Raw genomic sequence first — 22,294 nt, forward strand, 5'->3', positions numbered from 1 at the left:
GGAGTGATTTGTGGACGCTGGAAACGTCGCCTGGATCCTGACGAGCTCGGCGCTCGTCGCCCTCATGATCCCGGCCCTGGCTCTGTTCTACGGCGGGATGGTCTCGTCCCGCCGCATCCTCAACATGATGATCATGTGCTTCGGCGGGGCCAGCCTCGTCGCGCTGCTCTGGGTGGCCTTCGGGTACTCGCTCGTCTTCGGTGACTCCGTCGGCGGGCTCGGACTCATCGGGAACCCGTTCGAGTTCGCAGGGCTCGACCAGGCTCTCGTCGACGACCCCGATGCCGGCATTCCCCTCGCACTCTTCGCGGCGTTCCAACTGCTGTTCGCCGGAGTGACGACGGCGCTCGTCGCCGGTGCCGCCGCCGGTCGCATGAAGTACGGCGCGTGGTTGTTGTTCGCCGGGCTCTGGGCGACGCTCGTGTACTTCCCGGTCGCGCACTGGGTGTTCGCCTTCTCGAACGACACGGCGACCGGTGGATGGATCGCGAACACCCTCGGTGCCGTCGACTTCGCCGGCGGGACGGCCGTGCACATGAACGCCGGAGTCGCGGCGCTCGCACTGGCCCTGGTGCTCGGCAAGAGCAAGGACTGGGGCGGCAAGCTCCGTCCGCACAACCGCCCGCTCGTCCTGGTCGGCGCCGGGTTGCTCTGGATCGGTTGGTACGGCTTCAACGCCGGTTCAGCGCTCGCAGCCGGTAATGCGGCGAGCGTCGTGTTCCTCAACACCACCGTCGCCGCCTGTGCCGGGCTCATCGGCTGGTCCATCGTCGACCGGCTCCGCCACGGAGCGGTCACGAGCCTCGGCAGCGCATCGGGGATCATCGCCGCCCTCGTGGCGATCACCCCCGCCTGCGGTGCCGTCTCGCCCATCGGTGCCATCATCATCGGGGCCATCGCGGGCGTCGTCTGCTGCCTCGCCATCGAGTGGAAGTTCCGGCTCGGCTTCGACGACTCCCTCGACGTCGTCGGGGTCCACCTCGTCGGGGGCATCATCGGGACGCTCCTCATCGGGGTGTTCGCGACGGATGCGGCTCCGAACGGACGCTCCGGTCTGCTGTACGGCGGCGGATTCGAACTGCTCGGCGTGCAGACGATCGCGACCGTCGCGGTCCTCGCGTACTCGTTCATCGTCACCTGGGTGATCGCGAAGGTGATCCAGATCGCCATCGGTCTGCGGATCCCCGAGGAGCACGAGGTCGCCGGGATCGACGAGCACGCCCACGCCGAGCGCGCCTACGAGGACGAAGACCTGGAAGCGCGCGCATGACGAGCGTCATCGTCGTCGGAGCCGGGCTCGCAGGTGCTGCGGCGGCCTGGCGCCTCGCCCAGGCCGGGCACAACGTCACCGTCCTCGAGCGGAGTCGCCCGGCCAACGAGTGGGGATCGTCCCACGGATCGGCCCGGATCTTCCGCTACGCCTACCCGGAGGCGTCCTACACCCGTCTCGTCCTCGCGGCGGCATCAGGGTGGGACGAGCTCGGCCTGGAACACGGGCGTCCACTGATCACGCAGACGGGTGCGCTCGACTTCGGGACGACCCGTCGGCCGGAGCACCTCGCGTCAGTGCTGGCCGAGCACGGCATCGATCACGAGCTGCTGTCGCGAGACGAAGCCAGAGCCCGTTGGGACATCGGCTTCGACACGCCCACCCTGTGGCATCCGGGAGCCGGCGTGATCGACGCGGAACAGGCGGTGATGGCGATGCTCGAATCCGCCGTCCGCGCCGGGGCCAGGGTCCTGAACCATCAGCCGGTCGAGCGGGTCGAGCGGACTGCCACCGGGTACCGGGTGCTCGGGTCTCGGGGGAGGGTGTTCGATGCGGAGCAGGTGGTCGTCGCAGCCGGCGGCTGGCTCCCGGACCTGCTCGGCGACCTCGCGCTGCCGGGCGGGTTCCTCGACGCGTTCCCGGCCCTCGAGGTCAGTCAGGAGCAGGCGTATCACTTCCCGTATCGGGACCGGATCGGCGTCGATGCGGAAGACCCGGCGCGATCCGGTTCAGTGTGGCCCACCTTCATCCACAAGTCCGAGCGGATGCAGGTCTACGGGCTCCCCGGAGGGCGCGACGCCGACTGGCGCGGTCAGAAGGTCGCCGAGTACAACGGCGGCAGGCGCATCCCCTCGGCCACCGATCAAGACGGTGTCGTCGACGACGCGAACCGCCGACGGGTCGTCGCCTACGTCCGCGAGTTCCTCCCGAGCCTCGTCCCGGAACCGTACGCCGAGACGACCTGCCTGTTCACGAACACCCCGACGGAGGACTTCGTCATCGACCGGGTCGACGGGATCACGGTCCTGGCGCCCTGCTCCGGCCACGGTGCCAAGTTCGCCCCGCTCATCGGCGAATACGCCCTCGCGCTGATCGAGGGCCGAGACGCTGTGCCGGCGATGTTCCGTCCGAGCCTGGCAGCCGTCCGGTGACCCGCGACACCGTGGTCTCGCTCCTGGACGAGATCGCGGGGATCGGTCGGGATCAGCGTCGGGGAGGCTACTCGAGGCCCGTCTACTCCACCGCCGAACTCGAGCTGCGGGAATGGTTCGTCGGTCAGGCCGAGCGCCGTGGCCTCGACGTGGACATCGACGGCAACGGGGTGATCCGCGCCTGGTGGCATGTGCCGTCACGTTCGACGACGGGTGCGGTGGTCACCGGGAGCCATCTCGACTCGGTACCGGGCGGTGGCGCCTACGACGGACCACTCGGGGTCGCATCGGCGCTGATCGCGGTCGATCACCTGCGCTCGTGTGGCTTCGAGCCGGCCAAGCCGATCGTCGTCGCGGTCTTCCCAGAGGAGGAGGGCTCGCGCTTCGGCGTCGCATGCCTCGGCTCGCGGCTCCTCACCGGTGCGATCAGTCCGGAGCGGGCGCTGGCCCTGCGCGACGTGGAGGGGGACACGTTCGCCGAGGTCCTCGCACGCAATGGTGTCGACCCGCGGGGTGTTGGCCCAGACCCGGGCGGGCTCGGAGCGATCGACGCGTTCGTGGAGCTCCACGTCGAGCAGGGGCGGGCATTGGTCGACCTCGATCGCCCGGTCGCGATCGGCTCGAACATCCTCGGGCATGGACGGTGGCGGGTGTCGTTCCGCGGCGAAGGGAACCATGCGGGGACGACGCTCATGCAGGATCGACGGGACCCGCTCGTCGCGGCTGCGCGGATGATCACCGAGATCCGCACGATCGGGCGGGCCACGCCGGACGCTCGGGCGACCGTCGGTCGGGTGCTCCCGTTGCCGGGAGGCACGAACGTGATCGCGTCGAGCGTGGACTTCTGGATCGACGTCCGTCATCCCGACGACGTCGTGACCGCCGCGATCGTGGCGGGGATCACCGAACGCCTGTCGCTCGTTGCAGCGGAGGAGGGATGCGTGGCCGCGATCACCGAGGAGTCGTTCAGCGCCACGACCGACTTCGACCCGTTCCTCCGCGGGCGCCTCGAACGAATGCTGCCGGAGGCGCCTGTTCTCGGTACCGGAGCGGGGCACGATGCCGGAGTGCTTGCGTCGCACGTGCCGACCGCGATGCTCTTCGTCCGGAACCCGACCGGCGTCTCCCATTCGCCGGAGGAGTGCGCCGAGGACGCCGACGCCGAGGCCGGTGCCGTGGCACTCGCGGGCGTCTTGGAGGGACTGGCGGTCGGCGTCGGGACCACTTGAGCGGGAGCCACCGGCCTCGTCGGATCCGGCCGACGTCACCCGACCGTGTGAGACTCGATCTCGTGCACGAGAACCTATCCATGACCATCGACGCGGTGTGCTGGGACTGGAACGGCACGCTCCTCGACGATGTCGAGGTGGCGCTTGCCGCGATGAACACCGTCCTCCGGCAGCGGGGTCTTGCCGAGATATCCGACCAGGAGGCGTATCGGGCCGTGTTCGGCTTCCCCATCCGGGCTTTCTACGCCCGGCTCGGTGTCGATGCAGCCGACTTCCTGGAGGCGGCCGACGAATACCTCGCGCTGTTCGCGGCCGGCGTGGGAGCGGCGTCGCTCCAACCCGAAGCGCGCAAGACCCTTGCGGCGATCGACGTGCTCGGCATCGAGCAGGCGGGCCGCCGCTGCGGACAGCGTTGCTGACGATCACCGGCTGATCGGGCACGCGCTTACTCGTTCTCGACGGAGGCGGTGTGATGTGGTGTCCCGACGGGTTTCGACTCGGACGATCCTCGCTGACGAAGGTAGACCGAGAAGGCGACCATGCAGCCCACTGCGAGGAACTCCGACTGCCAGTTCTGCAGCGTCCGGTTCCAGAAATCGGCCGACAACACGTATCCGATGACGGTCACTGCCGGCTGACCGTGCTCAGCCTGTTCGGCGTTGTAGACGACGGTGCCGGCGACGGCCTGCGCTGACCAGGACAACACGAAGATGACGCCCATCACGAGGAGGAGTGAGTTCGAGTACAGCCACAGACGCACGCCGCGCGCGCTCGCCCAGCGAGGTGAGTCGGGGCGCGCATGTTCTCCGACGAGTTGGTCCTCGTCGCTCCCGAGACCCTCGTCGCCGAGCTTCTTGGACTCCGGAGACCCCTGTTGCACGAACCAGACCGTCGCGAGGATGAAGAGGAAGAACTGGAGGAACTCCGACTGCCAGTTCTCGGCCACATCGACGACGAACGCCGACGAGGTGATGAAGTGCAGATAATCGACGGTCGCCTGACCGTGCGCGAGCTGGTCTTCGTTGTACGCGACGAGACCGGCGATCGACTGCCCGAAGAGGGCGAGGATGAAGATCAGCCCGAAGAACAGGCTCAGACTGTGACGGCGGAGGGCTGACATCACGTCACCTCCCCATGAGCGGGATCAGGAACATGTACAGCAGGCCAGCCACGATCACGACCAGCCACGAGATGAAGACGACTCGCATGGCAACGATCGTACTGCGCCCTCCGATCACGACGACTCGGCCCGGCTGTCCCGCTTCCCGTACTGGTTCAGTGGTGGAGCTCGTGGACGACGGCGTGCCCCTTGCCTCGGCTGATCAGCCAACGGTTGACCGGTGTGGTGACGATGAAGGCCAGGGCGAGAGCGGCGACGAGGGAGCCCCAGAAGAGGCCGCTGGTGAGGCCGGCGTCCATCGCTCCGGGGATGGCGAGCATCGCGGTGTTGTCGATGATCTCCATGACCGCGATCGACACGGTGTCCGCAGCCAGCGCGACACCGATGGCGGCGCGCCAGGACAGGCCCGCGCGGAGCACGCCGCGCATCGTGAGTGCGTAGCCGAAGACGAAGGCCAGTGCGATCGAGAGCACCACGGTGCCGAGATTGTGCAGTCCGAGGCCGGTGCCGATCACCATGCCCAGCACCTCGCCGATGGCACAACCGGTGAGGCAGTGGAGGGTGGCGGTGGCCGCCATCCGCCAGGAGGTCGCATTGTCGGCTGCTGGGCCGTGACTGTGGTGGGTGTGGTCGCTCATGAGCACTCCTTCGGTTCGTTCAACAAGCCGAACGATACCCCTCCGGGGTATATTCCGAAGCGCTGGTCCGCTTGCACGGACATCGACGCCGGCTCAGGACGTGAGCGCCTCGTCGACCACGGAGAAGACCTCGGGGTCCCAGGTGAGCGCGCGCTCCCACGGGAGGTCGAAGGCGTCGGCGAAGAAGATGCTGTGGACGTCCTCCTCGAAGGAGTGGCGGACCACGCGGGGGAGCACGTCGACCGGGACGTCTTCGGCTCGGGCGCTTCTCAGGGCCACCAGACCGTCGTGTGGCCACAGCTGTCGCGGCTCGGGCGCCGAGTGGAAGTGCCCCGCACCGACTGCGGTGACGGCGACGCCATCGAGGAAGCCGGCCTGTGCCGTGTTCCACTCGCGCAGGAACCGGCGTGAGACCTCGTCGGCGGCGCCCTGTGAGTTCTCGGCGGCATAGCCGCTCGACCGCTCGAGGATCGTCGTGGTCCCAGCGTCGCCGTGGGCGTCGTGGACCGAGACCTCACCGGTGAGCACATCGCCGAGGAGCGATCCCTCCCACGGCGTGCCGAGGGTGACGAGACGGCCGATCGACGGGCCGGAGCCGCGCAGTTCTCGGATTGCGGCACGAGAGAAGAGACCGCCCATGGAGTGGGCGACGAGGTCGACGCTCGCGAAACCGTGTTCGTCGGACAGCCACCGCAGGAACGCGGCCAGGCTGGCTCCGCCGGCGTCGATCCCACCGACGGCGTTGACGGTCACCTCGGCGGGCAGCACGATCGAGACGTCGGCGAACCCCTGCCAACCCGTGTCCTCGTGCACCTCCCCAGCACCGATCCGTGCCGGCGCGGTGAAGACCGGGATCTCCCGCCCGAGCAGGTGCGCACGCAGCGCGGTGAGGGTGTTCCCGGCGGCGAGGCCGGAGCCGGCGGCATGGTCCGGACCCGTGAATGGGGTCACGGCCGCACCCCCTGACACGAGGACGATCGCATCGGCCATGGTGCTCCTTCCGGCTGGCTACGACGTCAGCGTACTGGTCGGGCGAGGTCGATCCGCAGTGCGTTCCGACGCACGTCGTCGATCGCGGTCGCGACCGCACCCTGCGCCACGATGTCGGCGCCGAGTTCCGACGCGACGAGCAACGGAGGTTCCGCGCTCATGTAGCCGGGGATGCGCTCCGACGCGACCTCGAGCAGCTGCGACATCGACGGGGAGATCCCACCGGCGAACACGATGCGCTCCACGTCGAGCAGTCCGCCCAGGATGGCGCTCATCCGCGCGATGCGATCACCCATCCGGCGCACCAGGTCGAGCGCGACCGTGTCGCCCTGGTCCGCCGCAGCGAGGACCGACTGCGCATCCACCTGCGCGACCGGTATGCGGCTGAGCGGGCTGCTCTCCGGAAGTCCGCCGCTCTCGCGGTATTCGCGACCCCAGTCGCGCAGGAGCGCGGCGATGCCTCGCGACGAACCGACGCCGTCGACGAGGTCGAGGAGGTGCAGCTCGCCCGCCCGGCCGCGACCGCGGACGAGACGACCGTCGACGACGTATCCGGCTCCGAGCCGCTCGCCGCTGACCACCGTGATGTAGGAGTCCACACCGACACCAGCGCCGATCGCGCCCTCGGCGACGGCGGCGAGGTTCGCGTCGTTGTCGGTGACGACCGCGCAGCCGTGGTCGCGGATGCGCTCACCGAGCCGAGGGTTCATGCGGTCCCAGAAGACGTTGCCCTCGGGTGACCGTCCGAGTGCGTCGATGGGGGCCGGGACGCCGAGCACGATGCAGAGCGGCGGCTTCGGCCCGCACTGCCGCACGGCCTCATCGATCGCCGCGTCGACGGCGTCGACCCGTGCCTCAGCGGTGGCCGCCGGATCGACGGTGTGGTGCGACCTTGCGAGTTCCCGACCGCGCAGGTCTGCAGCGATGGCGGTGATGGAGTGGGCTCCGGCGTCGACACCGACGACGATCCCGGCGTCGATGCGCAGCTCGTAGCGTCGGGCGGGGCGACCTTTCCGATAGGCGGCACCAGCCTGACGTGCGTCATCGAGCTCCGTCAGCCAACCCAGTCCGATGAGTTCGTCGGAGAGCGTGATCGCCGTCGATCGTGACAACCCGGTGGCGGTGATGACGTCGGCCGCGGTGAACGCGGACGTCGCCCAGGCGTGATCGAGGACGGCGGTGATGCTGGAGGAACGCGGCTCCGCTGCCCGGTCCGTCGTCGTCGCTTCCATGACCGACAACGATATCCACGATCCGCAGGCCGCGCGCGGATGCCGAGCCGGGGGAGAGCTGCACCGCGCGCAGAACCGTGAACGATCACGGCGTCCGACCCGTGGATGTCGTGATGGAACCGGTGCTTGACCAGACGTCGAACGAATGGCAGAGTTTCCGTCATCAGTTGATTTACTCTCTGTATTTAGTCAGCGGATCCATCGAGGGCTCCGCGGAAGGACAATGATGTCGAACCCACTGAAACGCGCGATACGCGCCACGGCCGGAGCGGCGGGGCTGGCGCTCTTGGCCAGCGTCCTCGTCGGTTGCTCGAGTGATGGCCGGGAGACCATCCACTTCACGTTCAGTAAGCGTGAGGCGTTCACCTTCATGAACCAGGCCGTCGCGGACTACAACGCCTCGCAGCAGCAGTACGAGGTCGTCATGGACACGTCTGGGCCCGATCCGCTCGCGGCGAGCTTCGTCCGCGGCAACCCGCCGGACCTCATGCTCTCGAACTACAACCACGAGGTGTCGCGCTTCGTCGAACGGTGCGCGCTCTCCGACCTGTCCGACACGACAGCGGCGGCGTCCATCCGAGACGACCTCCAGCCGTTGCTCGACCAGTACGGCGTGTGCGAGGGACGCACGAGTGCGCTGCCCTACTCGGTGATGGCCGCTTCGGTCATCTACAACAAGACGATCTTCGCCGAGTACGGCCTCGAGGTGCCGACGACGTGGAGTGAACTCATCGCCGTCTCCGACACCCTGAAGGCGGCCGGCGTAGCACCGTTCTACGCGACGTTCGCCGATGCCTGGACCGCCAACCAGGGCTGGTTCGACTACTCGGTCGGTGGTGCCGTCGACATCCCGGACTTCTACGACCGGCTCGCGGAGGAAGGCACCGAGGTGGGACCGGACGCTCCGGTCTCCTTCGAGAAGGACTTCCTGGAGCCCATCGAGAAGATGCAGCTGCTCGCCAAGGAGTACACGCAGGCCGATGCGCCGAGTCGCACCTACGACGCCGGCAACGTCGCCTTCGCCGAGGGCAAGGGCGCCATGTACCTGCAGGGCCCGTGGGCGTTCAGCCAGATCGCACTCACCGCACCGGATCTCGACCTCGGGACCTTCCCGCTGCCGATGACGAAAGACCCGAAGGACCTCAAGGTCCGGGTGAACCTCGACCTCGTCACCATCATCCCCGAGGAGGCGAAGAACCCGGAGGGTGCCCGCGACTTCCTCGAGTACCTCTTCCAGCCGGAGGTCATCCAGGCCTACAACGAGTCGCAGCTCGGGTTCGTCCCGACGGACGACGGCAAGGCTCCCGACGACCCACGCGTCGCGGGCATGATCCCGTACTACGACGCTGGCGCGTTCTACCAGGGGCCGGGCGTGCTCAACCCCCGCGCCATCCCGACCGAGAACTACGCGCAGTCGCTCGTCCTCGGCACCAACGCGGCGTCGATGCTCCGCACCATGGACGCGGACTGGGCACGACTCGCGTTCCGACAGCCGCCCGTCACGAGCAAGGAGGGTTCCGAATGAGCGCCACCACATCGATCGTGACCGGGGGAAACCCGAAGGTCCGACGCAGCACCAAACGGGTCGAGCCGATCTACTACTTCTTCCTCTTCCCAGCCGTCATCCTGTTCACGCTCGCGATCACGCTCCCCGGCGTCGTCGGCATCTTCTTCAGCTTCACCGACTCCATCGGGATCGGCGACTGGGAGTTCATCGGCTTCACGAACTACATCGCCGCGTTCAGCGACCCGGCCATCCTCACGAGCTTCCTCTTCACGTTCGGGTTCTCGCTCGTGACGGTCATCGCGGTGAACGTCATCGCGTTCCTGCTCGCCGTCGGCCTGACCGCGAAGATCCGCTTCAAGATGGGACTCCGCGGAATCTTCGTCATCCCGATGGTCATCTCGGGCATCATCATCGCCTACGTGTTCCAGTTCCTCTTCATGAACTCGGTTCCGGCCGCCGGCTCGGCGCTCGGGATCCCGTTCCTCGAGACGAGCATCCTCTCCAACCCGGACCTCGCCTGGCTCGGCATCGTGATCGTGACGGCCTGGCAGTCGATCCCGGGCACGCTGCTCATCTACATCGCGGGCCTCCTCGCGGTCCCCGGTGACGTCTACGAGGCGGCGTCGCTCGACGGCGCGAACAAGCGCCAGCAGCTGCTGCGGATCACCCTGCCACTGGTCATGGGATACGTCGTGATCAACGTGATCCTCGGCTTCAAGAACTACCTGAACGCCTACGACATCATCGTCGGTCTGACCAACGGTGGCCCGGGCACCTCCACGCGGAGCATCTCGATGACGATCATCCGCGGGTTCCAGACGGGTGACTACGCCTACCAGATGGCCACGGCCACCCTGTTCTTCATCATCACGATCATCATCGCCCTCGTGCAACTCTCGGCGACGCGCGGAAGGAACGCACTCTGATGGCTACACCAACCGTGCTCAGCACCCAGTCCATCACCACGGCGAACGCCACCCCGAAGCAGCGGACCAGGGGAGAGCGGGTGAGCTGGTCGACGACGATCATCCTGCTGCTCTGCGCCGTGACCGTCCTCCTGCCGCTCTACGTGACGATCTCGATGGCGTTCAAGACCGACACACAGTCGGTCGACGGCAACGCCTTCTCGCTCCCGGCACCGTTCAGCATCGACGGTTTCGTCCAGGCGTGGACCCTCACGAAGTTCCCGGTGGGCTTCGCGATGTCGCTCCTCGTCACAGCAGGGACCGTGGTCGCGACCATCATCCTGGCCTCCTTCGCCGCGTACGCCATCGTGCGCAACTGGGATCGCCGCCTGTTCCGCTTCTCGTTCTTCTACCTGCTCGCCGCGATGTTCATCCCGTTCCCGGTCGTCGCCCTGCCGCAGATCCAGCTGACCGGTCGCGTCGGACTCGACAACCCGTTCGGCGTGATCATCCTCGCCACCATGTTCCAGCTGAGCTTCAGCGTGCTGCTGTTCACCGCGTTCCTGCGATCGATCCCGATCGAACTCGAGGAGAGCGCACGCATCGACGGTGCGAGCACCTGGCAGACGTTCTGGAGACTGATCTTCCCGCTCCTGGCTCCCATGAGTGCCACGGTCGGCATCTTCGCGTTCCTCTACGCCTGGAACGACTTCATGATGCCGTCGCTCATCATCTCGGACGCAGGACTCCAGACCCTCCCAGTGCGGCAGAACCTCTTCCAGACCCAGTTCAGCAGCAACTACAACGTCGCCTTCGCCTCGTACCTGATGGCGATGGCCCCCGCGATCATCGCCTACCTCTTCGCGCAACGTTGGGTGATGTCGGGCGTCACCCAGGGTGCCGTCAAGGGGTGACCGGCCAGGCCGGGCGACCGACACCATCCCCTCCATCACCACCTGAGCATTCGAGGAACACACGTTCATGACCGAGGCACTACTCGTCGACACCGACACCGACTCCGATTCGACCGACGCCCAGCGGACGGCCGACGCCACCTGGTGGCGTCAGGCCGCCGTGTACCAGATCTACCCGCGGAGCTTCGCCGACGCGGACGGGGACGGTCTCGGCGACCTGCCCGGCATCCGCTCCCGGGTCGACTACCTCGCCGGCCTCGGGATCGACGCGATCTGGCTCAGTCCGTTCTATCCCTCGGCGCTGGCCGACGGCGGGTACGACGTTGCGGACTACCGCGACGTCGACCCGCGGCTCGGCACGCTGGAGGACTTCGACGAGCTGATCGCCGCACTGCACGAGCGCGGTATCCGGGTCATCGTCGACATCGTGCCGAACCACACCTCGGATCTGCACGAGTGGTTCCAGGAGGCGCTCGCCGCCGGCCGAGGGTCGGCGGCTCGCGACCGGTACGTCTTCCGCGAGGGGAAGGGCGCATCGGGGGAGGAACCGCCCACCGACTGGGAGTCGGTCTTCGGTGGCCCCGCCTGGGAGCGGGTCGAGGACGGCCAGTGGTACTTCCACAACTTCGCCACCGAGCAGCCGGACCTCAACTGGGACCACCCCGAGGTCCGCGCCGACTTCCTGAAGACGTTGCGGTTCTGGTCGGATCGGGGCGTGGACGGCTTCCGGATCGACGTCGCGCACATGCTCACGAAGGACCTCACCGAGCCGCTGCCGAGTCGTGCTGAACTGGAGCAGATGCCGCAGGACGGCACCCACCCGCTGCTCGACCGCGACGACGTGCACGAGGTGTACGCCGAGTGGAGGCGGGTGTTCGAGGAGTACGACCCGCCGCGCACCGCGGTCGCCGAAGCGTGGGTGAGTTCACCGGAGCGTCGGGCCAAGTACGCATCGGCGGAGGGGCTCGGCCAGGCCTTCAACTTCGATCTGCTCGAGGCGGACTTCGATGCCGCCGAGTTCCGCACGGTCATCACCGACAACCTGGCGCAGGCGGCGGAGACGGGGTCGTCGACGACCTGGGTGCTGTCCAACCACGATGTGACCCGTCACGCCACACGGTACGGACTCCCGCCCCTGGCCGGACGACCGGTGAAGCAAGGCACCGAGTGGGTCGCAGCGGGCGGACCAGAGGCCGACATCGATCGCGACCAGGGGCTCAGACGCGCGCGAGCGGCGACGCTCCTGCTCCTCGGACTTCCCGGCAGCACCTACCTCTACCAGGGGGAGGAGCTCGGCCTGCAGGAGGTCGCCGCGATCACGGCGGAGCAGCGTCAGGACCCCGCGTTCTTCCGCGGCGGCGAGTACGACGGGCTGGGCCGCGACGGCTGCCGCGTGCCGCTGCCGTGGTCGGCGGACGGACCGGCCTTCGGCTTCGGGGGTGCGGTCGCGCACCTGCCGCAACCGGCCTGGTTCGCCGAGTACGCGGTCGATGTGGAGGCTGCAGATCCGGCCTCGACGCTCTCGCTCTACCGCGAGGCGCTCCGACTCCGGCGGCTGCTCCAGACCGCGGAACACCTCGAGTGGGTCGAGACGGGGCGGGCGGACGTCGTCCGGTTCGTGCGGCCGAACGGTTGGCAGGTCGTGACCAACTTCGGTACCGAGCTGTTCCCGCTCGAGGCGGAGCACGATGCCGTCGTCCTGGGTGCCCTCCAGGCCGGCGCGGTTCCGGGGGAGTCCACGGTCTGGATCGCGCCGGGAGGCCTGCTGGGCTGACGGCGGCGCGGGGCAACAGCGGTCGTGCGAACGGATCGGAACGCTGTGACGCGTGCGTGACGATCCTGAGGGTGCGGCGGCCCTGTGGAGAGACGATCGGGTGTCGTGGACCGACCGGTAGAGTTCGAGGACGGGTCGGGGGTCGACCCGGGATCGAGGAGCGCATGAGGCGTCATCTGCGTTAGATCATCCCTGTCCTGTGCGTGCCCGTCGTGTATCTCGGCGGCGGGTTCGCCCTGTACGAGGTCACACGCCAGCCTGAGTTCCAGGCGAGCGTCGGGTTGGGCTGGCTCGCTGTCGGCATCATCCTGTTCACCGGCGCCGGGATCGTCGCGGCGGTCGTATTGGCCGTGCGAGGTGGCGTGAAGACCTTCCGCGACTGGCGGCGATCACGAGGGCACTATTCGCGGGCGGAACGCGCTCAGCGCGCGTTGCAGGCGCACGCTGAGCTTGCCTGGAACGAGGCCGCGCGGCTCCGTTCCAGCCTGATCAGACGCGAGATCCCGCCGGTGGTGAGCGTCTGGGACCTCGTGTTGGAACCGGGCGAGGCGATCTTCTACGACCTTCCGATCACCTACGAGCGTTACTACGGCCAGGCTGTCAGCTATTCGCAGAGCAGCGGGTTCTTCTTCGGCCACCCCGCGTTCGTCCTGGCTGGGCTGGCTGCGACGTCGATCGGGAATGCGGCACGCCGTTCGAGCGCGGAAGCCCAGTCGAGGACGCAATGGCGTGACTGGCAACAGACCCGTCTGCTGGTCACGAACCGTCGCCTGGTCTGCCTGGTGAACGGACAGTGGATGAAGTTCGACTTCGGCGCGATGGTCGCCGTATACCCCGAGATCCACAACTGGGCGCTCGTCTGCGAATTCAACGGCGCTCCCGGCCCGCTGCGGCTCAGCGGGCCGAACGCGCCGATCGCAGCCGTGATGACGATCCACGCCACCCACGGTATCGACGCGCTGGTCCGGCACCCGAGTCTGCAGCCACTGAGCGTACCCACCGATCATCAGGCGCAGGCCGTCCGCGCGGAGTGAGGCACTGGAAGGAGTTCTCTCTCGTCCTCGCATCCGCTTTCCTTGAAGACGCGAACGCGGCGGTAGCGGCGGCCAGACAGCAGGCGTTCCCGGTCGGGTGGTGACAGGGCAGAGACGTCGTCGCTTCAGAGGCCGAGGCGGTCGAGCTGCGCCTCGAACCGGATCTGCGCGTCCTCCGGCTCGGCGTCCTCCACGGTGCTCCAGATCGCGTCGAGCTCCTGCTGGACGGACGCCGGGAGGGCGGCGAACTTCTCGTCCCACGCGGCGATCGGCGTCCAGTAACCGACGACCTTGAACCGGGTGGCCGGTAGCCCGAGCTCCTTGCGCAGATACTTGCGTACGTCGCGGAGCGCCACCGTCTCACCCGCCACCCAGATGTAGCCCTGATCGAGCGGGAGTCGGTCGTCCACGACACTCCGGACGAGACGACCCAATGCGCTCGGGCCGTGTCCGTTGCCGCCCACCACCCAGGTGACCGTCACGTCGTCGTTCGTCTCGACCGCGATCCGATCCCGCTCGCTCGGCACCTCGAGCACCACTCGGGTCCGCAGTCCGCGCGGTGTCTGTGCGACGATGCGCCTGACTGCGGGAAGGCCGGTGAGGTCCGCGACGAGCACCTGCCAACCGATGTCGGCGGGCGGCGCGTACAGACCGGTGGGCGAGTTGAGGCCGAGCACGTGCCCGGGCTGGGCGCGAGCCGCCCACGGCCCCGCGACTCCGGCCTCGTGCACGACGAAGTCGATCTCGATCTCGACGGGGTCCTGCCGCACGGCACTGATCGTGTACGTCCGCATCGGTGCCTGCGGTGAGCCCTCGGGCGTCTCCCACCAGTCGCCTGCCGGTACCGGGAGCGAGACCTCCGTCGGGTCGGCACCGTGGGGGAAGAAGACGCGGACGTACTCATCACCCGTGCCGGTGCTGACGAAGTCCTCGACGCCCGGACCGCCGAGGGTGATGCGGATCAGGCTCGGACTCAAGGGTGTCGCTGCGGTCACGATGCCGCGGTGGATCTTCATGGCGTCTCGGCCTCTCGGGTCGGGTCGGTGTGCTGGGTCGGGTGCGGGCTGTGCGCGAGCCAGGACTCGCGGTAGGGGCCGGGGGAGGCGAGGAGGTCCTCGTGTGTGCCGTGCTGGACGATCCGACCGTCCGCGAAGACCGCGATCCGGTCGGCGGTGGCGGCCTGCTCCAAGCGGTGCGCGATGAGCAGCGCGGTGCGGTCCGTCCGGAGGACGGCGATCGCCGCTTCGACGGCGTCGCGATGGTGCAGCCCGACGTCGGCCGTCGCCTCGTCGAGGATCACCACGGCTGGATCTGCCAGGAACGCCCGAGCAACCGCGAGTTGCTGGATGCGGCCCTCATCCAGCGGCACCGGCGACGGCCTCGAGTCGGTCGGGTCCGCCCCCGGCTCGTCCTGCAACGCGGTGACCGCCCACTCGGCTCCGACGGCACGGAGCGCCGAGACCATCTCGTCCCGGCTGGCGTCCGGCGCCCCGAGCCGGAGGTTGTCGGCGATCGAGCCACGGAAGTGGTGCAGTTCCTGCGACAGGTAGAACGGGGTGTGGCCGACGAGCAACCGCCCCGACGTCGGCGGATGGTGCCCGGCGACGACCCGCGCCAAGGTGCTCTTGCCCGAGCCGGACGTGCCGACGAGCGCTGTGGTCGTGCCTGGCGGTACGTCCATGGTGACCTCCGCGATCCCGCGGTCCGTGGTCGGATACCGGAACGTCAGGTCGCGCACTCGGATCCCGGCCGGCGCGGCGACACTGTCTGCGGCGACGGTCGACGGCGACTCCGGCATCGCGGACGCCGCCGCCGCGAGGTCGATGACCCCGACGAGCCGAGCCAGCCCGACCGTGGCCCGCTGGATGTCGTCGAGCCCGAAGATGAGCCGGCCGACCGGATCGAACAGCCGGTGGAACAGGAGCGCGGCGGTGGTCACGAGCCCGACGGTGATCGTTCCCTGCAGGTTGAGGACGAAGCCGGTCGCCAGGATCGCGGACAGTCCGATGAGCTCGCCCGAGTTGATCCATCGGAACAAGCGGTTCGCGACCCGCACGCCCTCGATCTGCGCGTCGATGGAGGCGGCCGCGCGTTCCCGGACACGTTCGAGCGCGTGGTCCGTGCCCACGAACGCGGCGAGGGTCTCCGCGCCGTCGACCGCGTCCAGCACGGCCTGGCTGCGCGATGCCTCGCGGATCCGGACCGCGCGGAACACCACTCGGGATCGCCGGAGGAACGCACGGGTCCCGAGGACGTAGCACGGTGCCGAGGCAAGGCCGGCGAGCGCGAGCCACGGGTCGACGGCTGCCAGGGCGACGGCCGACACCCCGATCGCGAACCCGGCGGAGAGCAGTGTCGGGGCGACGTCCCCGCCGGCCTCCGCGACCGCGTCGACGTCGCCGGTGACCCGGGACAGGAGATCGGCGCGCTCGCCGTCGTCGACGGTGCTCACCGGGAGGCGCATGGCCGAGGCGAACACGTCCTCGCGCAGTTCGGCGAGGAGGTCCTGCACCAGCCCCGTGAGCACCCGAGTCGCCCACAGCGTCACCGTGACGGCCCCGACAGCGCCGACCGCGGCTGCGGCCACCCAGCCTGAGACGACGCTCAGCCCGGCATCGGAAGCGACAGCGTCGACGATCCGCCCGAGACATGCGGGCATCACGACGCCCAGAGCGGCGGCTGCGAGGAAGAGGACCACCACGGCGGCGGTCCGTCCGCGGTGTCGTCGGAGGAGGGCACCGACGACGGTTCGGACGCGGGACCCGTCGGCGACGGGGAGCATTCCGGCGGTGGTGGGCTCCGTGGCGGGATCAGTCATGGCGGGTCTCCGAACCGGGAGTCAGCTCGACGACGCGGTCGCAGGCGTTCAACAGGACCGGCGAGGTGGTGATGACGACGACGGTGCCGTCGTGCGCCGCGAGCGCTCGGGCGATGCGGGTCTCCGTGAGGACGTCGACGGCCGACGTCGGTTCGTCGAGGACGAGCACGTCCGCACCGGCATGGAGCGCCCGGGCGATGCCGACGCGCTGGCGCTGCCCGCCGGAGAGCCGTCTGCCCGCCTCACCGACCGGTGACGACCAGCCGCCGAGCTGCACGACCGCGTCGTCGAGCGCCGCCATGCCCACGAACACCGCGTCCGGGTCGCCGGTCACGTCATGACCGCGGACCGCCTCCGCCAGGGTGCCGCTCATGATGCGCTGGCCATGCGGTGGCGCGACCACACGACGGCGGTACGCCACCGGGTCGAGGTCCAGCTGGTCGACGAGTCTGCCGTCGACGGCGAGCGAGACGGTGCCGCGCTCCGCGGAGGTCCGCATGCCGAGCAGGCGGGAGAGGGCGCGCGCGGTGTCGCTGTCGGGCGGGCGGATGCCGAGGAGTTCACCAGCACGGACGTCCACCGGTCGGTCCTGGTGTTCGGGGTGGAAGGACAGCACGACGTCGGTCGCAGGGCCGGAGTCAGACCGCTCGTCCAGCCGACCGCCCGCTTCGAGCAGGTCGTCGGCGTCGACGACCGCTGCCAAGCGCTTGGCGGAGGCGAGCTTGTGGATCCAGTTGGACGGGAATGATCCCGCCTGTGCGAGGTATCCGCTGATGAACTGCGCGAGGCCGAGCACCGTCACGAGCTCGCCGATGCTGATCCGCCCCTCCGCGGCGAACCACGCGGACAGGCCGACGAGTGCGGCCATGACGAACGCCGCCAGCGTGCCGCTCACGGCGTCGAAGAGGGCGAGGGACCGCCCGGCGGCCGTCGCTGCGCGTCGTGAGACGTCACTGGCGGCGTCATACCGGCGCACGGCCTCAGCACGCCCGCCGATGCCCACGAGCACTCGGAACCCGCTCATGAAGTCGGCGGCCACCGCTCCGGCCTCGGTCGCCGCCCGTTGCTCGGCGAACCCGCGGCGCTCCAGCGGGCGTGACACGACGCGCATGACGAGCATCATCCCGATGGTCGACACGAACACCACGATCGTCGCCACCGGCGAGATCACCGACATCGCCAGGGCGGCTCCGATGATGGCCGCGATGGTCGCCGACTGCTGCGCGACCGACCAGGCGACCCCGGCCACCCGGTAGGTGTCGGACGTGACGACGGTCAGAGCCTCACCCGCCGAAAGGTTCTGTCGCGAGAGCTGCGGCCGAAGCATCCGGGACAGTGTGAGGTGCCGGAGCGCCTGTTCGCCGTGCCCGTAGATCGACACCATGAGGCGCGACGCCGACTGGTAGCTCACCGTCAGGACGAGGAAGGTCCCGACCAGGACCCCGATCCAGACCCCGAGGGCGACCGGGTCTGACGGCACCACCGCGCGGTCGATGGTCGCCCCGATGATCACGGGGATCGCCGCCTCCGACAGGGCGTGCACGATGAGGAGGCCGGTCGCGGCGGCGAGCATGACGCCTCGACCGTCCGCTCCCAGCGCGATGCGGAAGAGGCGCCGCGGTGTGCTCGTCGTCTTGCTCATCGGCTCCGCCGTCCGAGTGGGAGCACCAGCGGGGTACCCGAGACGGGGTCGGTGATGACCTGGCACGGCAGGTCGTACACGGCCTCCACGAGGTCGGCGGTGATGATCTCCTGCGGATCGCCCTGGGCGACGATCGCGCCGTCGCGCATCGCGACCAGATGGGTCGCGTAGCGGGCGGCGTGGTTGAGGTCGTGGAGGACCGCGACGAGGGTGGTGCCGCTGCGGTGCAGATCCGTGAACAGCTCCATCAGCTCGATCTGGTGCGCGATGTCGAGGAAGGTCGTCGGCTCGTCGAGCAGCAGGTGCTTCGTCTGCTGGGCGAGTGCCATCGCGACCCAGACGCGTTGCCGTTGGCCGCCCGAGAGCTCGTCGACCAGCCGGCGGGACAACTCCGTGACCCCGGTCGCGGCCATCGCCTCCGAGACAGCCGTTTCGTCGGCGCTGCTCCAGGTCCGCATCGCGCTCTGGTGCGGGAACCTCCCACGCCCGACGAGGTCGGCGACGGTGATCCCGTCGGGGGCGATGGCGGATTGGGGGAGGAGCCCGAGTCGGCGAGCGGTGTCCTTCGGTTTCGACGCGCGGATGTCCGCCCCGTCGAGGAGGACGGCACCGGCGGTCGGGCGCAGGAGCCGTGCGAGTCCGCGGAGCAGGGTCGACTTGCCGCAGGCGTTCGGTCCGATGATGATCGTGAACGAGTCGTCCGGCACCTCGAGCGACAGCTCGGAGACGATCGGAGCATCGCCGTAGCCCAGGGTGAGGTCGCGGGCGAGGAGCGACGTGGTCATGGGAGTTCCTTTCACGTGCGGCGCACGAACTGGGCGGCCAGCAGGCAGGTCAGATAGATGCCACCGACCGAGAGCGTCACCACGCCGACCGGGACGGCGAGCAGCTGGGCGACGGCGTCGGAGACGACGACCAGGGCGGCTCCGGTGAGCATCACCGGCGCGAGGCCCATCGGGGTGTTCGAGCGGGTGAGCCGTTGAGCGATCTGCGGGGCGGCCAAGGCGATGAACGAGATCGGGCCGGCGGCGGCGGTGACGAGCGCCACGAGGGCCACACCGACCACCATGGCGATCAGCCGGGTGCGTCCAGGGCGCACTCCGAGGGCCATGGCGGTGTCGTCGCCCATCTCGAGCACGGGGAGCGAGCGTCGGAGTGGCCGCGCCAGCAGGGCGAACACGACGAAGGCCGTTGCGGCAGGGAGCAGCTGGTCGAAGCCGAGCGAGGCGAGGGATCCGGCACCCCAGGTGGCCGCCATCATCGCCTGCTCGACGCTGACGGAGATGAGGATCCAGGAGGTGAGGGAACCGAGCCCGGCCGAGACGCCGATGCCGACGATGATCAGCCGGAAGGACGACATGGTGTGGCGGTTCGCGAGGAGGGCGACCAGGAGGGCGGTCAGCAGACCGCCGACGAGTGCCCCGGCGGCTTTGAATAGGTAGGTGTTGAGCCCGAGGACGAGCATCGTCAGCGTGACGCCGAACTGCGCTCCGACACCGAACCCGATGATGTCCGGTGAACCGAGCGGGTTGCGGGTGAGCGACTGGAAGATGCCTCCGGAGAGCGCGAGTGCCGCTCCGCAGAGCACTGCGAACAGCACCCGCGGCAGGCGCCACTCGGTCACGACCTGACGGACGTCCGGGTCGGATGCGGGGTCGATGATCGCCCGGATCACCGCGTCGAACCCGATCTCGTACGCACCGATCGTCGTCGCGAACAGCCCTGCTCCGATGATCACCACGACGAGAGCGAGGCACACGAGGACGGACCGCACGGGTACGAGCGTCGCGATGTGCGCGGTCTCCAGGCGGATCAGGCGTCGTCCATGGTCGATGACGCTCACAGTCCGCTCACCCGCTTCCGGCGCACCAGCATGATCAGGATGGGAGCGCCGAGGAGCGCCGTGACGATCCCCACCCGGAGCTCTCCGGAGGGCAGCACGATCCGGCCGAGGACGTCTGCGAGCAGCAGGAACGCGGGGCCGATCACCATCGAGTACGTCAACACCCAGCGTTGGTCGGGGCCCGTGAACCACCGCACGACATGGGGGATCATGAGTCCCACGAAGGCGATGGGACCGGCGGCTGCGACGCCCGTACCCGCCAGGAGGGTGACGGCGACGATGACCCACACCCGGGTGCTGCGCACTCGCGCACCGAGCGCCTGGGCGAGCTCGTCTCCCAGGGTCAGCGCGTTCAGCGACCGGGCGCAGAGCAGACCGATCACGAGACCCGCGACGATCAGCGGAGCAGCCCACGTGAGCTGGTCGAGGGTGCGGCCACCGATGGATCCCACGCTCCAGAAGCGCATGACCTGGAGGGTGCCTTCGTCCCGCAGCACGATCGCGGTGGTGAAACCGGTGCAGGCGGCACCGAGGGCGACCCCCGCGAGGGTCAGTTTCATCGGGGTCGCACCCGAGGCCCCGACGGATCCGAGGGTGTAGACGATCACCGTGAGGATGAACGCACCCGCCAGGGCGAACGGGACGTAGGTGCCGGGAGTCGTCAGTCCCAGGACACCGACCGCGAAGGTCACGGCGAACGACGCACCGGCGTTCACCCCGAGGATGCCCGGGTCGGCGAGGGGGTTGCGGGTGAAGGCCTGGATGAGCCCGCCGCAGACGGCGAGCGCCGCACCGACCAGGATGCCGAGCAGCGTCCGTGGGACGCGCAGCTCCATGACCATGAGGTGCAGGGGGTTCGCGTCGTCGTAGGCGACGAGCGCGCGGACGACGGTCAGTGGATCGATGGCCCGATTGCCGATGGCGAGCGAGGCGACGGCTGCGGCGATCAGCACCACGATGGCGACGAGGAGCCCGGCGGCGAGGGTCCCGGTGCGGTGGGGTGAGACGTCCGCGCGTCCGGCCCCACCGGGCGCCGGGACGTCCGCCGCCCCGCCCGCAGCCGGCGCTGCTGGCGGGGCGGCGGACCGGGAGATCTCCGACGTCACTTGCCGTCGATGGTCGGCTCGCCCTGCAGCGCCGCTGCGAGGTCGTCGACGTAGCCGGGCAGGACGTACTGCAGGGACAGGACGGTCGGCGCGCTGATCGCCGAGGCCTTGGCGGCGTCGGCGTAGATCACGTAGGACCCGGCGGCGATCGGCGCCCAGCGCGACACCACGGCGTTCTCGACCGTGTACGTCCCTTCCTCGGCACTTCCACCCCACGCGGCGAACAGGTCGGCGTCCACGTCGTAGAGCTGCTCGAGGCTGACGCCGGTGTACCAGTTGTCGCCCTCGGCGCTCGCGAGGAAGCTGTCCATCGCCGACGTCGAGGTGAAGCCGAGCGCTTCGGTGATGCGGACTCGCGGGTCGTACTCGAGGTAGACGCCGAGGTCCGTCCCGCCCTCGTTCAGGGTGAGGCCCCAGACGAAGCTCTTGTCGTCGAACTCGGGGTGTGCGTCGGCGAGGGAGGTGATGAGGTCCTCGGTCTCGCCGATGAGCTCCTCGGCCTTGGCCTCCTCCGACATCGCCTTCCCGACGGTGCGGGTCATGCCCTCCCAGGTGCCCGGGTTCCAGGGTCCCTCGATGTAGGGGACGGTCGGGGCGATCTCGGTGAGCCGCTCGTATTCGATGTCGGTGACACCGGAGTAGAGGCTGAGGATCAGGTCGGGCTTCAGGGACTTGATCGCCTCGTAGTTCGGGCCGTCGTCCGTGAAGGGGATGATCTCGGGCATCTCGCCGTACGCCTCGGAGACGTAGTCTTCGAACCAGGGCTGGTAGCCGCTCTCACCGGCACCCCAGACCTCTTCGATGCCGACGGGGTTGGTGCCGAGGGCGGCGACGATGTCGGGCGTCATCCACCCGAGGGCCACGATCCGTTCCGGCTTCTGCGGGATGACGGTCTCACCGTGGGCGTGTTCGATGACGACGCCGTCGGTCGATGCCGTCGTCGATCCGGTGTCGCCGGTGGCGGCCGAACATCCGGCGAGGGCGAGAGCGGTGGCGATGACGGCGGCGAGGAGGGTGGATCCTCGGCGGACGTTCGGGCGCGCGAAAGCGTGCGGCATGGGGCTCCTTTGAAGAGGGGGGAGTGGGATCACCGCTGGCGATCCAGAAGTTAGGTAAGCATG

At 68.9% G+C, this 22,294-nt stretch carries 20 protein-coding genes; 9 read left to right on the plus strand and 11 right to left on the minus strand.

What is annotated here, in order from left to right:
- Nucleotides 1-10 precede the first annotated feature (10 nt).
- From FGL15_RS18395 to FGL15_RS18410, 4 genes are all read left to right on the plus strand, one after another.
- Nucleotides 11-1,270, plus strand: a complete 1,260-nt coding sequence (locus FGL15_RS18395; RefSeq protein ID WP_138946978.1) for an ammonium transporter — start codon at nt 11-13, stop codon at nt 1,268-1,270.
- Nucleotides 1,267-2,421, plus strand: coding sequence for an FAD-dependent oxidoreductase (locus FGL15_RS18400; RefSeq protein ID WP_138946979.1), 1,155 nt, complete (start codon nt 1,267-1,269; stop codon nt 2,419-2,421). Before FGL15_RS18395 ends, FGL15_RS18400 begins: the two co-directional genes overlap by 4 nt.
- The gene (locus FGL15_RS18405) at nt 2,418-3,650 is read left to right on the plus strand and encodes an allantoate amidohydrolase (RefSeq protein WP_138946980.1); all 1,233 of its coding nucleotides are present in this window, start codon (nt 2,418-2,420) and stop codon (nt 3,648-3,650) included. The genes FGL15_RS18400 and FGL15_RS18405 overlap by 4 nt, the downstream gene beginning before the upstream one ends.
- A gap of 80 nt (nt 3,651-3,730) precedes the next feature.
- Nucleotides 3,731-4,069, plus strand: a complete 339-nt coding sequence (locus FGL15_RS18410) for an HAD family hydrolase (protein WP_138946981.1) — start codon at nt 3,731-3,733, stop codon at nt 4,067-4,069.
- 26 nt (nt 4,070-4,095) lie between these two features.
- Here FGL15_RS18410 and FGL15_RS18415 read toward each other — a convergent pair whose 3' ends face one another.
- From FGL15_RS18415 to FGL15_RS18430, 4 genes are all read right to left on the minus strand, one after another.
- Nucleotides 4,096-4,770 (minus strand): DUF6766 family protein, encoded by a 675-nt coding sequence (locus FGL15_RS18415; RefSeq protein ID WP_138946982.1) that lies wholly within the window; start codon nt 4,768-4,770, stop codon nt 4,096-4,098.
- Nucleotides 4,771-4,925: 155 nt separating this feature from the next.
- Nucleotides 4,926-5,408, minus strand: a complete 483-nt coding sequence (locus FGL15_RS18420) for a DUF4396 domain-containing protein (RefSeq protein WP_138946983.1) — start codon at nt 5,406-5,408, stop codon at nt 4,926-4,928.
- Nucleotides 5,409-5,501: 93 nt separating this feature from the next.
- Nucleotides 5,502-6,398, minus strand: coding sequence for a triacylglycerol lipase (locus tag FGL15_RS18425; RefSeq protein WP_138946984.1), 897 nt, complete (start codon nt 6,396-6,398; stop codon nt 5,502-5,504).
- A gap of 26 nt (nt 6,399-6,424) precedes the next feature.
- Nucleotides 6,425-7,630, minus strand: a complete 1,206-nt coding sequence (locus FGL15_RS18430) for an ROK family protein (protein WP_138946985.1) — start codon at nt 7,628-7,630, stop codon at nt 6,425-6,427.
- 226 nt (nt 7,631-7,856) lie between these two features.
- On the opposite strand from FGL15_RS18430, the gene FGL15_RS18435 reads away from it, so the two are divergent.
- The 5 genes from FGL15_RS18435 to FGL15_RS18455 all read left to right on the plus strand — a co-directional run bounded on the left by FGL15_RS18435 (nt 7,857) and on the right by FGL15_RS18455 (nt 13,764).
- Nucleotides 7,857-9,155 (plus strand): ABC transporter substrate-binding protein, encoded by a 1,299-nt coding sequence (locus FGL15_RS18435; RefSeq protein WP_138946986.1) that lies wholly within the window; start codon nt 7,857-7,859, stop codon nt 9,153-9,155.
- Nucleotides 9,152-10,063, plus strand: a complete 912-nt coding sequence (locus tag FGL15_RS18440) for a carbohydrate ABC transporter permease (protein ID WP_079002413.1) — start codon at nt 9,152-9,154, stop codon at nt 10,061-10,063. The genes FGL15_RS18435 and FGL15_RS18440 overlap by 4 nt, the downstream gene beginning before the upstream one ends.
- Nucleotides 10,063-10,956 (plus strand): carbohydrate ABC transporter permease, encoded by an 894-nt coding sequence (locus tag FGL15_RS18445; RefSeq protein WP_085510777.1) that lies wholly within the window; start codon nt 10,063-10,065, stop codon nt 10,954-10,956. The genes FGL15_RS18440 and FGL15_RS18445 overlap by 1 nt, the downstream gene beginning before the upstream one ends.
- Before the next feature lie 67 nt (nt 10,957-11,023).
- Nucleotides 11,024-12,730, plus strand: a complete 1,707-nt coding sequence (locus FGL15_RS18450; protein ID WP_138946987.1) for a glycoside hydrolase family 13 protein — start codon at nt 11,024-11,026, stop codon at nt 12,728-12,730.
- Nucleotides 12,731-12,933: 203 nt separating this feature from the next.
- Nucleotides 12,934-13,764 carry a hypothetical protein gene (locus FGL15_RS18455; protein ID WP_138946988.1) on the plus strand — a complete coding sequence of 277 codons (831 nt, stop codon included), beginning with the start codon at nt 12,934-12,936 and terminating at the stop codon, nt 13,762-13,764.
- A gap of 125 nt (nt 13,765-13,889) precedes the next feature.
- Here FGL15_RS18455 and FGL15_RS18460 read toward each other — a convergent pair whose 3' ends face one another.
- The 7 genes from FGL15_RS18460 to FGL15_RS18490 are packed head-to-tail and all read right to left on the minus strand — an operon-like array spanning nt 13,890 to nt 22,231.
- Nucleotides 13,890-14,780, minus strand: a complete 891-nt coding sequence (locus FGL15_RS18460; RefSeq protein ID WP_138946989.1) for a siderophore-interacting protein — start codon at nt 14,778-14,780, stop codon at nt 13,890-13,892.
- Nucleotides 14,777-16,582: an ABC transporter ATP-binding protein gene (locus FGL15_RS18465; protein WP_138946990.1), complete on the minus strand. Its 1,806-nt coding sequence runs from the start codon at nt 16,580-16,582 to the stop codon at nt 14,777-14,779. The genes FGL15_RS18460 and FGL15_RS18465 overlap by 4 nt, the downstream gene beginning before the upstream one ends.
- Nucleotides 16,575-18,224 (minus strand): ABC transporter ATP-binding protein, encoded by a 1,650-nt coding sequence (locus tag FGL15_RS18470; protein WP_138946991.1) that lies wholly within the window; start codon nt 18,222-18,224, stop codon nt 16,575-16,577. Before FGL15_RS18470 ends, FGL15_RS18465 begins: the two co-directional genes overlap by 8 nt.
- Nucleotides 18,221-19,009 carry an ABC transporter ATP-binding protein gene (locus FGL15_RS18475; RefSeq protein ID WP_138946992.1) on the minus strand — a complete coding sequence of 263 codons (789 nt, stop codon included), beginning with the start codon at nt 19,007-19,009 and terminating at the stop codon, nt 18,221-18,223. The genes FGL15_RS18470 and FGL15_RS18475 overlap by 4 nt, the downstream gene beginning before the upstream one ends.
- A gap of 11 nt (nt 19,010-19,020) precedes the next feature.
- Nucleotides 19,021-20,067: an iron chelate uptake ABC transporter family permease subunit gene (locus FGL15_RS18480; RefSeq protein WP_138946993.1), complete on the minus strand. Its 1,047-nt coding sequence runs from the start codon at nt 20,065-20,067 to the stop codon at nt 19,021-19,023.
- Entirely contained in the window at nt 20,064-21,173 is a 1,110-nt protein-coding gene (locus FGL15_RS18485; RefSeq protein ID WP_205858648.1) for an iron ABC transporter permease, read from the minus strand. The genes FGL15_RS18480 and FGL15_RS18485 overlap by 4 nt, the downstream gene beginning before the upstream one ends.
- Nucleotides 21,170-22,231 carry an ABC transporter substrate-binding protein gene (locus FGL15_RS18490; RefSeq protein WP_138946994.1) on the minus strand — a complete coding sequence of 354 codons (1,062 nt, stop codon included), beginning with the start codon at nt 22,229-22,231 and terminating at the stop codon, nt 21,170-21,172. The genes FGL15_RS18485 and FGL15_RS18490 overlap by 4 nt, the downstream gene beginning before the upstream one ends.
- Nucleotides 22,232-22,294: the final 63 nt, after the last annotated feature.

The organism is Plantibacter sp. M259 (genome assembly GCF_006065115.1).
GTDB classification, from domain to species: Bacteria; Actinomycetota; Actinomycetes; order Actinomycetales; family Microbacteriaceae; genus Plantibacter; species Plantibacter auratus.